This is a genomic window from Chitinophaga sp., from assembly GCF_035538455.1.
GTDB lineage: Bacteria > Bacteroidota > Bacteroidia > Chitinophagales > Chitinophagaceae > Chitinophaga.
In genome coordinates, this window is sequence record NZ_DATLKJ010000084.1 from 1 (window position 1) to 15,168 (window position 15,168).

The 15,168-nt window shown below is 47.8% G+C and carries 10 protein-coding genes; all 10 read right to left on the reverse strand.

Annotation, left to right across the window (positions count from 1 at the left end; translation table 11 throughout):
- Positions 1 to 1,953: ligand-binding sensor domain-containing protein (locus VM802_RS09565; protein ID WP_325529726.1), on the reverse strand; the 1,953-nt coding region annotated here is incomplete at its 3' end.
- Positions 1,954 to 2,267: 314 nt separating this feature from the next.
- A complete protein-coding gene (locus VM802_RS09570; protein WP_325529727.1) occupies positions 2,268 to 3,182 on the reverse strand; it encodes a choline/ethanolamine kinase family protein in 915 nt (304 codons plus the stop codon).
- A complete protein-coding gene (locus tag VM802_RS09575; RefSeq protein WP_325529728.1) occupies positions 3,163 to 3,903 on the reverse strand; it encodes a sugar phosphate nucleotidyltransferase in 741 nt (246 codons plus the stop codon). Before VM802_RS09575 ends, VM802_RS09570 begins: the two co-directional genes overlap by 20 nt.
- 32 nt (positions 3,904 to 3,935) lie before the next feature.
- Complete coding sequence (locus tag VM802_RS09580) at positions 3,936 to 6,353, reverse strand: erythromycin esterase family protein (protein ID WP_325529730.1); 2,418 nt, start codon at positions 6,351 to 6,353, stop codon at positions 3,936 to 3,938.
- Between the two features lie 15 nt (positions 6,354 to 6,368).
- The gene (locus VM802_RS09585) at positions 6,369 to 7,523 is read right to left on the reverse strand and encodes a JmjC domain-containing protein (protein WP_325529732.1); all 1,155 of its coding nucleotides are present in this window, start codon (positions 7,521 to 7,523) and stop codon (positions 6,369 to 6,371) included.
- 12 nt (positions 7,524 to 7,535) lie between these two features.
- Positions 7,536 to 8,771 carry a LicD family protein gene (locus tag VM802_RS09590; RefSeq protein WP_325529734.1) on the reverse strand — a complete coding sequence of 412 codons (1,236 nt, stop codon included), beginning with the start codon at positions 8,769 to 8,771 and terminating at the stop codon, positions 7,536 to 7,538.
- Complete coding sequence (locus VM802_RS09595) at positions 8,743 to 9,579, reverse strand: hypothetical protein (protein ID WP_325529736.1); 837 nt, start codon at positions 9,577 to 9,579, stop codon at positions 8,743 to 8,745. Before VM802_RS09595 ends, VM802_RS09590 begins: the two co-directional genes overlap by 29 nt.
- A 41-nt stretch (positions 9,580 to 9,620) precedes the next feature.
- Complete coding sequence (locus VM802_RS09600; protein WP_325529738.1) at positions 9,621 to 10,691, reverse strand: glycosyltransferase family 2 protein; 1,071 nt, start codon at positions 10,689 to 10,691, stop codon at positions 9,621 to 9,623.
- Positions 10,688 to 13,837 carry a lantibiotic dehydratase gene (locus VM802_RS09605; protein ID WP_325529740.1) on the reverse strand — a complete coding sequence of 1,050 codons (3,150 nt, stop codon included), beginning with the start codon at positions 13,835 to 13,837 and terminating at the stop codon, positions 10,688 to 10,690. The genes VM802_RS09600 and VM802_RS09605 overlap by 4 nt, the downstream gene beginning before the upstream one ends.
- A 71-nt stretch (positions 13,838 to 13,908) precedes the next feature.
- Positions 13,909 to 15,150, reverse strand: a complete 1,242-nt coding sequence (locus tag VM802_RS09610) for a lanthionine synthetase LanC family protein (protein ID WP_325529742.1) — start codon at positions 15,148 to 15,150, stop codon at positions 13,909 to 13,911.
- Between the last annotated feature and the right edge of the window lie 18 nt (positions 15,151 to 15,168).

A 15,168-nucleotide genomic window follows, 5' to 3' on the forward strand; every position in this document is an offset into this window, starting at 1 on the left:
GAAGCGCTGCGTGATCATTTTCCACGCGGTATCCTGTCCTGTCAGCCGGTAGAAATACCTGATGTCTCCCTCCGACTTGAAAGAAATGGCAGCAAAATCAAAACGCAGGCGGTTGTTTTTATATTTCAGCTTAGACAGCTCTGCTACTGTTATGGGTTGTTCATTGGATGTGATACTCAGCATTCTCAGGTTACAATAGGAAGAGAAAGCCATCTCTTTCTTATTGAAGAGAGAGAGTCCCTCCGGTGTGCCAACAAACACCGTGTCGCCTTTGATAACCACTGCATTCACCAACCCGTTGACCAGGCCATTTGAGGTAGAGAAGTTCGATATCCTGGCAGCACCGTTGTTACGGAGTTGTACACGATCCAGCCCCCGGTCGGACCCGACCCATAGGGAGCCATCTTCATCCAGCGCCATACACCGGCTGTCATTACTGCTAAGACCGTTGCTGGTATTAAAGTGATATAAAATGCGGCCCTGTTTAATTCCCACAATGCCTTCCCCTCCGGTGGCAATCCAGCGCGTACTGTCTGCCCCCGTGCAGATAGCGGCAATGCGGTTACGTAGAGCGGGATACAGGCCGCTCAGGAAAGCAGGAACATAATCATGGTTCATGGAGTAAAGGCCCTGCAACGTACCGAAGTAAACGCTGTCTCCGTTTATATGCACGGTGGTGGTTCGTCCATGATATATATTTTTTGGATCAGACAGATGATGGATGTTGACCAGGCTCATTCCAAAAGACGTAGCGGCCAGTATGTTTCCCTCGCGGCTGACATCTACCTGCTTTATAGAATTATTCAGTTCTATACGGGAAACATGACCAGCTGTATTGCGAAAGTAAAGCCTCTCCCCACTCGCCAGCAGCAAGCCATTGGGGATTTTCCGGACGAACGAAACATGCTTATCAAAATGTTCCGGTACTTCCTTGCTGATCTGCGATCCCCCGTTAAGGCTCCACTTCAGACAGGCGTTGTCTGTTCCTATCAGCAGTTCATTCTTGTCATTCCATAGTGAATATACACTCAGCCGGCTTCCTTTGTCCGTATATCTTATACATTTAAACTGCCTGGAGTATAGCCGGAACACACCGTCATTTAAAGTTGAAAACCAGGTATTCCCTTCACTATCTACATAACAGTTACTGACGTTCTGCCCCGGCAGGAGGCGTTCTACAACCTCCCAGCGCTGCGTATTAAATACGAGCACCCCTGTTGAAGTATTCAGGTATACAATGGAATCATTCAGTACTGTGAAATTATTGATGGTTGGTAATTTCAATTCCCGCAGTAATTTCCCGGAACTCATCCGGAAACTATTCCTCATAGTCAGGTATATAACAGGGCCTTTTATCACCCTGTCCAGCGTACCCGTGTGTTCAAAATCGGCATAGCATACCAACCCCTCTTTGTTAAGGTGGTAAGTACGTGTATCAATACGTATGTTAAAATGGCCGGAGCTATCCAACACAGCGTCGTATACAGGAGAGCTGAACTGCCGGGCATCCTTATAGAAAATCAGTTTCTCATCGCCGGTCAGGACATACAACTCCCGCCCGCTGGCGAATAAAACATTGTGGTCCTTATCTTCAACAACACTATGAATCATGCTGGTAAAAGCCATCTTACGCAGGATCGTATCATTCTCCTGGTTATGTATTTTGCCTTTGTAATAATAGGAGATCCTGTTCGCAAATGGCATAAACCATACCCTGCCTTTGGTATCTATAAACATGCGTAAGGTCTCATTGTCAGGTAATCCATCTGCGGTTGTGTAATTCCTGAAGGAGGTACCATCAAAGCGACTCACCCCGGTTTCTGTAGCGAACCACATAAAACCATCCCTGTCCTGCCCCATTCTATACACTATATTTCCTGCCAGCCCCTGTTCTATTTTGTATTGGGCATAGTTATACGTTTGGGCAGACAGGCTGCCGCCCCGGCATAACACGATTAACAGGAAAGAGAAAATCCTTTTTGTCGTAACACGAAAGACAGGATATGATACGGAGCTGTTTATCTTCTGAACAACCCTATTGTGGCATTTCTTTGACAACATCCCCCTGGAAATAATGTAAAAATGAAAATAGGTTTTATAACCGGAATCAGCAGACAACTATTTTGTATGCTCCGGACAGGCCGGGTTAGAGATTGGTGTAAATATATATATTCCCCTGCTTTTGGCCCGCTGTAATTTATAAGTGCAGCTTTTTCCCTATAATCGTGAACTAAATAACTACCGGCGTATTAAATCCGTCTTATTAACTATACCAGGTAATGGATACTGCCGGCATTTTTTTCAGCGCGGCGTAAACGATTATGTGCATAGGCATACAGATCCGATCCGATCTTTGTTTTAATCAATGCCCAGACGTACCAGAGCAGGTCCTGATACATCTTGCAGGTGGTCATTCTGATACGGACCGGGTCTGATACCTCCGTTACTTTAAAATATGATTGCAATACTATTTCTTCTTCGTCATCCTTCAACTCCATCTCCAGTACAAGTGCAGCCAGGTCCCATACCGGGTCATTCATACCACCATACTCCCAGTCGATCAGATAGATCTTCCCCTGTTTATCCTGTATGAAGTTCTCTGGTACGGGGTCATTATGACAAGGCGCCAGCAAACTGTTATCCGGGCAGGTCAGTTGTTGATTGCCGGGCAACTGGTGCTTTAGCAGATAATAGACCGGAGAGATCCTGACGCCGGATGCAGCAGCAATCTGCTCATATGCCCGGAGCATCACCGGGCCAGTAAATACAACGGGCAGCTGCGCTCCTGACTGATGTACCTTTTTCAGCGGACCCAGTGCCAGCTTTGCCTTATCGGATCTGCACAAAGCAATGAAGACATTATCGATATACCTGGTTACCCGGAGACCTGTATGTTTATTATAGTATATTTCTTCAGCAGAAATGTCCAGCGGCGCTACCATCTGGTAATTCTCCCATTCAACATTTCTGTCGATAAACGTGGCGGTACCTCTTCCGGGAATCCGGATAACAAATTCATCACCTGGTACAATTACTTTAAAATTGAGGTTGGTCATTCCCTCGGAAAGCCTCTCTACAGATACACAGTTGCACAGCAACGTATGTAATGCCTGCTTATCCTCATCAGCCATGAGAGATACCAGCTCGTGGCTAAAGTCTGTTTCACTTCTCTTCCGTAACATACAGATAGGTTTCCAGTTCTTTCAGATCATTTTGCGTATCAATTTCGAAGAGATCATCGCTGTGCACGATATTAATCTTCAGATCCAGCTGATGTAAATGCCGGATCACCATGTCATCCCAGAACATTCGTTTTATATTACTATCGTCTTCTCCGGCACGTTCCACCTCTGTCATGACGGCGTTGCGGATGATAGCCGCCGCTTCTTTCGTCCAGTGGGAGATGCCGCAGATAATACAGGCGCCATCCCTGCAGGCAGCAGGTAGCCCTTCACTGCTCCGGGGAACAAAGATCCGCCGCACAAACTGCTCATCATCATATTCAAGTACCCATTCGTTCTCAATCCGCTTCTTAAATCCCGAAAAGTAGCAGGACCAGGAGATATTACGGGTAAATACATTATTCCTGATGAAGATATCTCCTTCTATGATGTAGCTATCGTTAAAACGCTCTCTGGCCAGATAGAGTGAGTAAATGTTATTGTACACCGCATATAGCGGATTATAAATGAGGTTGACACCATACCGGTACTTCAGGTATTCAAACTGCCCGGAGTGGTAACCGGTAACCACATATATTTCTGTAATACCCGCACTATGCAGGCATTGCAGCTGCCGCTCAATTACGGGAACACCATTTACTTTAACCAATGGCTTGGGCGTATCGCAGGTTAATGGTAGCATGCGGGTGCCCATTCCTGCGGCGAGGATAATTGCATTCATAAAAAACCAGTAATCCTTTTATCAAATTGGCATTAATCGTCTGCTACAATATTATATTGCTGCCAGAAAGCTGCATCAAAGGGCGGGTCATTCACCGGGACATCCATCAGCTTCAGGAAATTCTTTTCATCTTGTCCGTTATTTACTCCTGTTGTCAGGAACTCATATATACGTTCTTCTGCTCCCTCCTTCGGGCCTGTTACATGGCTGATTCTGCCTGTTTTCAGATTGTACACGCCGCCCTGCTTTTCATAGGTGGCAGAGATATGAAAATCGTAGGTCAACGTATCATTGTTTTGCTGCGGCAGCTTTCTCTGCAGGTTACTTTCATACTTCAGGATACCGAAGTCCTTCCGGGATATATAGAGCTTTCCGGTGTAGCTGCTGATATAATCATATGCCAGGGAGGCCTGCGTTCTGTTGTCGTGGAATGATACGATGTACACGGTGTCGTCGTTGTAAACAGAAATCCCGTCTATTTTAAAATCGTAGCGACTGGCCTTGCCTGACTGTAGCAGGGGCATTGTACCACTGACAATATCAAAGTACATCATGTTCAGATAAGGCATGCTCATGGGTTTCTGACTAAGGAAATTACGAACCTGCTTTATCCTTACCAGATGCGTATTGTTGTAGCTTCTCAATGTACTGTACGTTTGGCTGTATCCTTCGGTAAAGAGGAAATCAGCAACAACCTCTTTCTTATTCAGCAGCTGTCCGCTTTTATAGAATTTACCGCGGAAAAACATTTCCAGGTTGGTGCTGCCGGAAGGATAGTTGTCGCCCAATCTTTGCCGGACCTGCTTCATCAGCTTATCGGTGCGCATGGGTGCTTCCGCTGTCACGACTATTTCATTTAACCGGATAGCTACCGGTTCCAGCGTTATCAGGATTGCACCTGTATCTGCCTTTACTTTGCTGAAATGCATTTTATAGCCGAGAGCGGATATCTGCAATGTATCTGCCGGGCTTCCGCGTTGCAGGATCAATTCAAATTTTCCTGATTCATTTGTTACGCATCCATTCCCCCTGCTGTTTCTAACGAAAATATTGGCAAACCCGACACCTTTACCGCTAACCGCATCCACTACGTTGCCATGTAACTTAACCGTATTATTTACGGGCTGCGAAGATCTGGATTGGTGCTGTGTTCTTACCGTGAGTGGAGTAACCTCCGGCAGATATAACATACCGTTGAATATTTGGGGCCAGTCAGCCAGCAGGGGCAAGTGTCCGAGCGGAAGCGCCAGGAAGGGTGCACATTGCTTATTGCCGGCCAGGTGAATCCATGCAGCCTGACTGCCTGATTGCTTCAGCCGGTATTCCAGGCTTCCGGCTGGCGGTGGCAGCACCCTCAACGGCTGGCCACCCGGCAGACCATAGGTACCCTCCGCAGTTGTAAAAGCCAATGCATATAACCGGGAACCATACTGCTTCTTCAGGATACTTCCCATTGTCACTGCTTCGTCCAGGATGGAATAGCTGAAGGCGTCGTTCTTCCCGCTCTGCTGTTGCTGCATATCTGCCACATACTTATCCGTTACTTCCGACTTTTCATATTTCGACAACCGCGCGGCAAAATGATAAGCCGCTCCCCAGCCTATCAGCTTTTCTTTCGCCAGATGATCAGACAGGGATGCGAAGTTCGCTGCCATCAGACGGTCCCTGAAGTTCTGCACCGGCTCCTGATGCCCGCTCCGCTCACGACCTACCATAGCGAATGTTTCCTGTATGATGTAAACAATCTGTTTCCAGAAGTAGGCGTCTCTCTCCTCCGGATGCTTCGCCAATGCATCTTTGACGGTTTTCAGCAGCGCGTCAAACCGCTCCTTTTCCGCAGCATTCTTCAATGGCTCTCCTTCATGCGGGAATCCCATTACTTCGGAGAACTGCGAACGCAGAAAATCCTGGTCGGCGCTCGTCAGCGTAGTTCCACGCGACCGCATATACGAAGCCAGTGCTGTTACCAGCGCTTCATTATTATCATTGAATATCTGAGCGTCAAATCCATAGACCTGCAGCGGGCTACCTTTTCTGTATGTTTCCCGGAGGTAATCCAGCAGCCCGGTAAACTCTTCGTTATCTGCGAGTATAGGCCCGAAAGCATCGTCCGCACGGGAGAAATTGCCATCTGTCATTTGCTTGTTCAGCTGGTAGAGGGAAAAGAAATCATCCTCAAACAGCAGTACATTGTACCCCAACTGTTCGTGCAGATACCTGATAAGCCTGATTTTCATTGTTGTTACCGTGCCTTCCCGGTGTGTCTGGTCTCCCAGCAACAGTATTTTGTTTCCGGTCAGGATGGATCGTATCCTGTTGTCATCCGCAAACTTTAAGGCCCCGTTACCGGCCGTATCAATGGCGGTGCGCTGCATACAGGCATCTTCTCCTTGTTGTGCTTCCGCAAACAAACAGCTTAACAACAGTACTATCAGGATCGTCTTTCTCATAAATTGCTCTTTCTGTCAATATTGCACGACTTCCAGGAACCCTTCCTCTACCAGGGAAGAAACGAGTATCAGGCAGCTTTCCTCATCCAGCATCCCGTTCATGTCATTCACACGGAACGTTGACGATTTGAGTACAAAATAGAGGTCCTCTTTCACTACAGCAGGGAGCCTGATCGTTTTCCCATAGAAGTCCAGCATCAAGGTATCTTCACTGGTCTTAAGCTGGTAACGGAGATAAGGTCTCGTGGCCAGTATGCTTCCGGCAGTTATTTGCCTGTCATGGAAGATATGATTAAATAAGCCTCCGACAAGCGGTTTTTTAAATCCTGTTATATCCTTTTGTACCAGCGCCTCTTTCAACAGGCTGCCAGACAATGCTGTCAACATCGCATCCGGCATCGCAGGCGTGGAGGTGCTGCTAAAGTAATCCGCGGGCAGCGTTTGTCTTGCAACGGATATATTCCCGGCCAGCAGTGTAGCCATTTCCGTTAGTATCTCACTATAAGTGACGGGTACGATGGTAACAGTGAGATGTATAGAGTGACTGTCGCCGGTTCTGGCTTCGTGTACAAATCCCCTTGGCATATACAGCGCCATTCCTGCACCCAGTCTCACTTCTGTGGGAGGCGTATCTATGTATGACGGCGCCAGGTTATAGGGAATATCTGCCGTAGGGAAATCTGCCATACAGGAATATATTTTCCAGTCCTTCTCCCCATGCTCCTGTAGTATGAAAACATCATGGTCATCATAATGTGCAGGAAAGCCCTGTGCTGCGGGCGGAGTGAGATAAGCATTGATATATACCTCCCTGACCCCGTGCAGTTCCTGTTCCAGCCGGCGGCAGAACTCCGCCAGTTTGTACATATGCAGATCCAGTCGTTTCAATATAATAGTTGCGCCGTTCCGGTAATAATCCAGGAGGCGGCATACATTTATAACCCCTTTCTCCGTATAGCGCGAACCGGGAATTATGCTGCCGTCCTTTGCCAGCTTAATATCATCGGGATTAAGTTGTGCACCCGCTATCACTGCATCTATTTCCTCAATACTGATCAGTGGTTGTCTGCTGCCGGCGCCTGGCACAGTTGTACAGACCTGCTGCGTCCAGTAAGATTGCAGGAAGATATCGGATGTAACGCCGGGAAAGAGGGAATCGAGTATTTTCATATGTGGTTATGCTTAAATCATTTTTCCATCATCGTCAACACGAATACCTGTTTTCAGGGGAAACTGTACAACAGCTTCCTCGCGGTGACTCCACTGGTAAATCCGGATCATGCTGCGCCAGTCTTTATAGCGCGCATCCAGCACTTCCAGCGAATTATACGGAATGGCAAACACAGCCCCTTCAAACAACACGCGACTGAACGGGTGCACTGCTGCACCGGGGCATACGATACCATTTTTATATACAAGGTCATTTCCGTTGCGCTCAAATATCCAGATATCTGCAAAAGGATACTTGTATTCAAAATCGCGTATCTGCTTCCCATCTTTAAACCAGAGCTTATAGTAGGGTATGCCGGTGAGCGGCTCCGGCAAGTATACATATTCAAGTACTCCCTGCTGATCTATATACCTGAAGAACCCTTCCAGGTTCATCTCTTCTATGCCCAGGTCTATATCGTCGTCCCAGCGCATGATACCACCGTGGCGGATATGCCCCAGCAGGGTACCCGCTTCCAGCAACAGATCTGTATCTGTTGCAGCGGCAGCTTCACTGAGCACCGCCAGTAAATTCCGCATGCTGTGCATATCATCTTCTGCCCATACATTCCTTCCCAGCACCGCTTCGCGGATCAGTCTTTCACGTTCTTCGTCCTGTGCTTCCGGGATGGCATGCATGTTAAACCATGGCACCATATCACAATACACTTCCAGCATGCCTTCATCAGCCATGTACAATATCTGGTCGTCCACGCGCTGCTGTACATACTGCACCTGCAGCAGCTTTCCGGCGCCCTCTCTGCTCAGTATATAAATGTTGCTCCCCCACAGATAACCTTTATGATAAGGGTCATACTCCACTTCCTCATCGATATTGGCATTCAGCAGTGCCCAGTCCTGCGAAGACCTGGTTGTCTCTCTGTCGAACGGAAAAATTACATCCCAGCCATCTTCGAGCGCGTTCACATAAGCCGGTATATGATTGAATGCTGCGGTAGTACCATTCTCCACCACCACACACCAGGATGCTGTACCGGCATAAAATGCTTTCCATGCGCTGCGGTGAAGTCTGAACTTCCGGATGTCGGTAGCCGGCAACGGGAAGTTATAGCGATAGTGATGCCAATGCGTATTTTCACCGATCTCCGTATCAGGTATGCTGACGGATTCAACGATGATACTATCGTTATCGTCTGCTGTAAAGGACGGGATATTGGAATCATCCCTGTTTATCAGGTATACAAGCATATTTTTTTGTGTTTGAATCAAATACCTCCGTTGCCCGGGCAACAATGAGCATTACATTGATCGAATTGACAATATCAAGGCCCAGCTGGTTGGTTAGCAGTCGCAATAAACCGGTGAATATGTACGCACTCCGCTCAGGTGGCATGCTGATTAATGAGGCGGTGATTTCCAGCCATTCAGTAAGACAGGGATCAGTGGCGCCCCCATCGGCAACTGATTGATATGCCGCTTCCATCAGTGTGCACAGCTCTTCCCTGTTATCGTCGAAGATGGCGTCGAATGCCGCCCGTATGCGTTTGCCTGTGGTTTCACTATCCGGGTAGGTGCTGATGACAGTGGCAGCCAGGTTATTATAGAAAGCTGCCACACCATCCGCTCCGTTTGTTTGCAGGCGTAGTATTGCAGCGTAGTAAGGCAGCGCCAACTGAATCAGATCACTCTCATCTTCCGGCATACAATCTTTCAATAATCCCACGCTGATACGACTGATCCTGCTTAGCAAAGCGGTTTCCTCTTCCGGGTTGTCTTCCTTCTCTTCCGGCGTTGCAGCGATGATGGTGTTGTGCTGATAATTCATGAAAAGGCTGTTCAGCGGAAACACCTCTACTGCCGGCGCCGATGGATACAGCGTAACGTAATCAGACAGTCTTTCAGTGACCATCCTCGCGGCTTCTTCACGGGAGCGTTCATCAGGCAGCGTGATACGCAGCATAAGATTGCTGCCTTTCAGGCTGCTCCGCTTAAACCAGCAGGCGGTTGTGAGTTGGTCCATCGTGTCTGCAATCACCGTGGTGATCAGGCGATTCATTTCAGCCTCATGAAAATATATCCTGTATGTAAGTGCCGGTATCATATGTTTACGTTCTCTGTCAATCCGTTTGCATCCAGCCGGTATGCTACTACTGCACCCGATCCTGGTAGCATGGCATTCGTGGTGGTGTAGTTCTCATCGTTGGTCATCTGCTGGTAATTAACCATGCAGCTGTATATAAGCACTAATTTCCGTGCATATGCTTCATCTGTTATTTTGTAAAAAACAGGGGTCTTTCCGGTTGTATATCGCAGGTTTATTCCTGTTGTTTCCAGCAGGAGCGTATTTTCACTATCTCCTGCGTCGAGGAGCACGCCATTTTCAGCGATTCTTACCGCACCATGCTCCAGTGTGGCCGTAACTGGTTGCGGGAAGGTGAACAGGTTGTTATGTTCACCTCCGGGCTTCACCAGCCCCTTTTCATAAGTACCATCATTATTGATGATGAGCAGCTCAGAAAGCGCGGGGTCTATATACCTGATATAAAAAGTTTCAATGCAGCGGGCATGGCGGGTATTACCAATTCTTTCTTCAATGCCGTGGTTCAGTGCATGTAAGTATTTTTCATTGTTGATGAATAACGGTTTCCTTCCGAGTTTTTCCAATCGTTTTACCAGGTCAATATCTTCATATCCGTAACCATTCATCCGTTCGTCGTAACCCTGCAAGGCAGCAAAATCATGCCGCCACATGCAGATCCTGCCGTGAAGATCCTGCGAAGTACTGTTATGATCTACTGTGAGAAAAATAGCTGCATCCTGGCAGAAGGCATCATTCACATAGGCGAGGAATCCGGGCCCGATGAAATTATCAGCGTCGACACAACAGATAATCTCTCCGGAAGCATGTACTGCCGCCATATTTTTGGCATGGCTGTGATGAAAATAATCGGGCATTTCTGTTCTGAGATAACGTAGCCGTCCGGTTTTCAGCTCCTGCGGATATTCTTCTTTCAGCCAGTTAAAAAATGGCGCTGCGGAATGATAATCCAGGATTATAAATTCAGCATCCGGATAGTCACTGTTCATCCGGATATTCTCCGGCAATGTCTTCTCCAGGTGATGTTGCCGGTTCATGCACGTGATACAAACAGAAATGCGGTGGTTCATGCTTTATCCAGGTTTGTGGGTTGAACAATCGCAGCGCTTTTTTGTCGTGCGCGCAGTGATCCGTAGTACTGTGTCAGCAGGTCGTATATAACCATTTCATGCAACCTGGCGCCAGAGGTGCATACCCTGTTAACATGCATATGAATGTAACTGGCCAGCCTGTTCTTTTTTCCGGGGCTGGTATCATTGCCGATATGTACTGCCACCTGCCGGCTGTAAGCATCAAATAAACCTGTTATTTCACTATTAAAAGGATACTCCAGGGATAGCAGTCTTTCCATTTCCTGCCGGAGCGACTGGTATTTTTTGCTGAGCATCTTCTTAGCGGTTCTGTTTTCACTGCCAAACTCCTTCATAAATGCCGCAGCCTGCGCTGACAGAAATTCCAGCTTCTCTTCCTCCTGCATGTCAGTATTATCCAAAAGCGTTTTCACGGCAAAACATATATACTTCCAGTATTCTTCTAAGTAGTTCTCTGCATGCACTACCAATCCTGTGATGAGCATACTGTCAGCATAAAATAAAGACTCAGCGTTTTCGATATTATCATGCCCGTATCGTTCCAGCTCGCGGACATAAGTATCTGTCATCACTTTCCAGACGAACCTGTTGTCAAGGGCCGGCTGTATGAATGTATTGAAGCGTTTATAGATTATGCCCTGATCAGCTCCCTGACAACGGAACCGAAGCCGGATATGCGGCTCAGGATCACCGTAGCGAATGAAGAACCATTTGTCGAAGTAGCTGTCGTTTGCCGAGATAAATGGTACAATATAATCGCGTAGTACTTTATTCATTGTATTCCAGTGGCAATAGATTTTAAGGTAAACCCATTCTGATCCTGGGGAGAATACACGTTGTGTAGCCGTTGCCGGCGGTATCCCTTTATGTACCGGCTGTTGCCGGGACGCCTCCGTAGTCCGCCACGGGATAATATGTTCGTTGTGATAAAACTGATCAGGTTTTCCGGCGAAAGTATGAAAGAGGTTATCAGCCCTGCACAGCACTTCGAGGAGCTTTACTTGTCCGCTTTTCTGCAGGATTCCCTCCAGTATAGCCATACAGGAAGCTGACGTGAGATCAAGCAGCAAGCCTGAGTCTTCGCCACCGTTGAGCTCTACCAACGCGGGCAGGCGCCAGGTTGTGCGGAAAGCGTCCCATTTGCTTTTGGAGATGGCGTTGCCTCCTGCATCAGACAGGTCTTTCCATTGTAATATCCACCGCGCCTTTGCAATGACTGTACGGCCATAACGGACACGCGGGAGAAACGTAACATTACCAAGCAGCTCGGGTTCCTTCCATTGGATATTGGTGAGTGTATTATCACATTTAAGACCACACAGGAAACGGTATACTGAAAGCTGGGCGATCATATAATCATGTGCGCAGGACAACCTGGGCACTACTTCTTTATTCAGTTTCTCAGAAAACAGGATAACCTTATTGTCCCTGACGGATACATAAAGGTCGTTCAATGCGATTGTTTTCTCTGTGGATAATGCGGATATATCTACAATAGGGAGTTCGTATTCCCTCATGGGCGGCCTTGATGAAATATTTCCTATCCTGGCCTGTGAAGTATGCACAATCTCCGCATATACTTTTCCGGGCACTTCCTCCTGTAGCATGAAATCTCTTACATGATCCGTCAGCTTTTCATCCATATAGCAGAAACGGCCGGCGACGGCGCCCAATGGCGTAGCTGCGGTGAAGTTGTAGGCAACCAGGAAATCTCCTTCATCAATAGCCGTGGACGACGCAGCGTATATATTGCAGAAGGTATACATCAGTGAAGCGAATGTACCGGTATCCACCCTTTCGATAAATGGCGCTACCTCCTGTTTGTCCAACACCAGTTCACTGGCGCCGGACGCTATAGCCCGAATGATCTTTTCCAGGATAAACATACTCCAGGGCGTCTGTTCAATTCTGGCAGTACCAGGTGATACATTACCCAGTGTATATACATCTTTCAGGAAGTTGCTTTCTCCGGCACTTTCCTTCCAGGAAACAGGGAAACCAAGTCCGATTTCGCCATCGACTACTTCCAGTAAGGGTACATACCTGTCTTCATATCTTTCTGTGAACTTCTTCTTGAATTCATCCAGGTAGCCATCTCCGTTGCGCGCATTGACACACAGCAGCATAATTACCTCTTTCAGTTCTTCCGTGAAATTGCTGTGTAGTGTGAGGTGGCCGTCATTGATGTAATCCGTCTGTAGCAGGTGGTCCTGCTGATATAAAGGGTTCAGTTCTTTTAATGACTGTTTCAGCTTATCGTATTGTTGCATGGCGGTAGTAGCAGGTACGCCGGCGGTGCTGTCCAGGAGTTGCCTGACCGTTTGCATCTTTTGATACATGTCGTTTGTTGCATCACTTTTCCTGATCTCCTTCATGAATGTGAGCAGGTTGCTGAAAGCATCGCCGCCGGTGAGTGCAGGCATGCATCCGTTTACCAGGATATGGCTGTTGCGCAGTTCCCTGATAAAATCGAGGCAGTCATTATATTCCAGTTCGTCATCTGCCTGCATCAATATTTTAATGATGCTTTCCACCTGCATGCCTTCCCGGGCGTGGTCCAGCACCAGCTGGATGTATGGCGACTTCTCCACGCTTACGTATTGCCCTTTCCAGGATATTCCTTTGTCTACCAGCTCCACATACCTCATGTGTGTATGCAGCCCGAAAATGGTGTTATTGGGATAGAGTTTCATCTGAAGGAATATCTCATCCCGTTGCTCCAGCTCTTTCACCAGTGCATGCAGATAACCCATATCCGGTCTCGTAAAGGTTCTTGTTCCCTGTAATGTTGCGGTTGTTTCCGTACCTGTATTTCCATACGCCACTCCCGCCATCAGGCCGAAAGGTGTGCAGCGATAGCACATACGGAGCAGGTACTTGATGAGGCCCTGTTTTACCTTCTCTTTCTTTCGTTCATCCAGCTCACCATGTATCATATAGCCGATGCTGTTATGAAGCGATTCGCTTGACTGCCGTATCGCTTCTCTTATCGTAGCATTGCTCCATATCTCACGCAGGCGTTCTTCTGTAACGTCGTCTGCCAGCAGGTCCTTCAGCGAGGTGAAAGGTAATGCCGGCGTTCTCAGGATAAACGGTCCGGGTACAAAAGTTGGGCTGTTTCCCATAGTGCGTTTATTTATAGATGGTAACCCGGGCATTACTGCCGGCAGGTCAGATTGTTTGCAGATGAATTTGCTTAGTTGGTCAGAAACAGGCTGTCCCAGTTGTTTGCTGAGCCGTCTGCAAATGAGAGCAGGCACAATCCTACTCCGGATGCCCCGTTAAGTAAACCGGGATCTTTCCGCCATTTCGTTCTGCGGTCCTTGCCGACAGTGGCGCCCATGAATCCGCCGATACTGTCTGGCAGGCCGTTATTCCTGCCCTGATACAGGCAGGTATGCAGCCAGTATTCAGCTGTTACTTTCATTTCAATGCAGCCGCTTTTCTGATATATTCTGTGAAAAAGATTGGCCAGCCCCGCCGAGCCATGACAGAAGCATACATCATGTACCTGTTTCTTCCTGCTCTGTTTTATCCCTGAATTGTGCAGCCGGCGCAGGGAACAACGTTGAGCCAGTTGTATTGCCTCATCGTAGTGCGCCTGCTCTTTAGTGATTTCATAGGCGCTGAGCAAAGCAACAGCGATGCCCAGATCACCGTAACACCAGGACAGATTCCCGGAATTCTTACAGGCATTGCCCACTACCAGCGATGGGTAGTATGCATCGTTGAGCGTGTCTGTTCTGAATGAGCGCAACCAATGCAAGGCGTCGGTCAGCAGCGTACGCGCCTTTGTTATCGCCGGCACAGTGTGAATTACCTTACACAGGAATATGATGATGCTGGGGAGCCCGTGTGCGAGTCCCATATTATAAATCGGCTCAGTGCCGTTCTCTGTCTTCATCTTTAGCTGATCCGGCCATTTTCTGTAGCCGTTTTCATACGTGCTGAAATCTTCCAGCATATCCACTATCCTCACCAGTTGTTCAAATGAGGCGCCTTCCGGATACCGTTCCAGGAAGTATACTCCTTTACCAACTACCCCATAAAAGAGATCATAACACCTGGCATGTGCGTCCACCTGCAGGGAATAAGTCACCATGTCTTCCAGTTCTGCATTGATTTCAGATTCCTCCAGGCACTGCATGTTACGCATCCTTTCCAGTACCCAGGCAACACCGGCCACACCATCACCGATAGAGAATGCCGCCCGCTGATGCAGCAGGTTTCCGGCATTCAGGCCGTCCACTACAATTTCAAGCCGGCGTATTGCTTCTTCCAGATATACTTCCTGCTGAAAGTATTTATACATGCTGGCATAAAAGTAAGCGATACCTGCTTTACCCCCGAGCACATTCAACTCCGCAGGATCAACAGGCATTATATCATTACTGATCTGAAGTATAGCTTCGTTTATTATTTTTTTATCCAGGGTCATAAGACATCAATAGAGGTA

Bases quoted from the DNA above. Each gene is read 5' to 3' on its own strand.
- VM802_RS09570 (WP_325529727.1), bottom strand. From the start codon at position 3,182: ATGTTACGGAAGAGAAGTGAAACAGACTTTAGCCACGAGCTGGTATCT.
- VM802_RS09575 (WP_325529728.1), bottom strand. From the start codon at position 3,903: ATGAATGCAATTATCCTCGCCGCAGGAATGGGCACCCGCATGCTACCA.
- VM802_RS09580 (WP_325529730.1), bottom strand. From the start codon at position 6,353: ATGAGAAAGACGATCCTGATAGTACTGTTGTTAAGCTGTTTGTTTGCG.
- VM802_RS09585 (WP_325529732.1), bottom strand. From the start codon at position 7,523: ATGAAAATACTCGATTCCCTCTTTCCCGGCGTTACATCCGATATCTTC.
- VM802_RS09590 (WP_325529734.1), bottom strand. From the start codon at position 8,771: ATGCTTGTATACCTGATAAACAGGGATGATTCCAATATCCCGTCCTTT.
- VM802_RS09595 (WP_325529736.1), bottom strand. From the start codon at position 9,579: ATGAATCGCCTGATCACCACGGTGATTGCAGACACGATGGACCAACTC.
- VM802_RS09600 (WP_325529738.1), bottom strand. From the start codon at position 10,691: ATGAACCACCGCATTTCTGTTTGTATCACGTGCATGAACCGGCAACAT.
- VM802_RS09605 (WP_325529740.1), bottom strand. From the start codon at position 13,837: ATGGGAAACAGCCCAACTTTTGTACCCGGACCGTTTATCCTGAGAACG.
- VM802_RS09610 (WP_325529742.1), bottom strand. From the start codon at position 15,150: ATGACCCTGGATAAAAAAATAATAAACGAAGCTATACTTCAGATCAGT.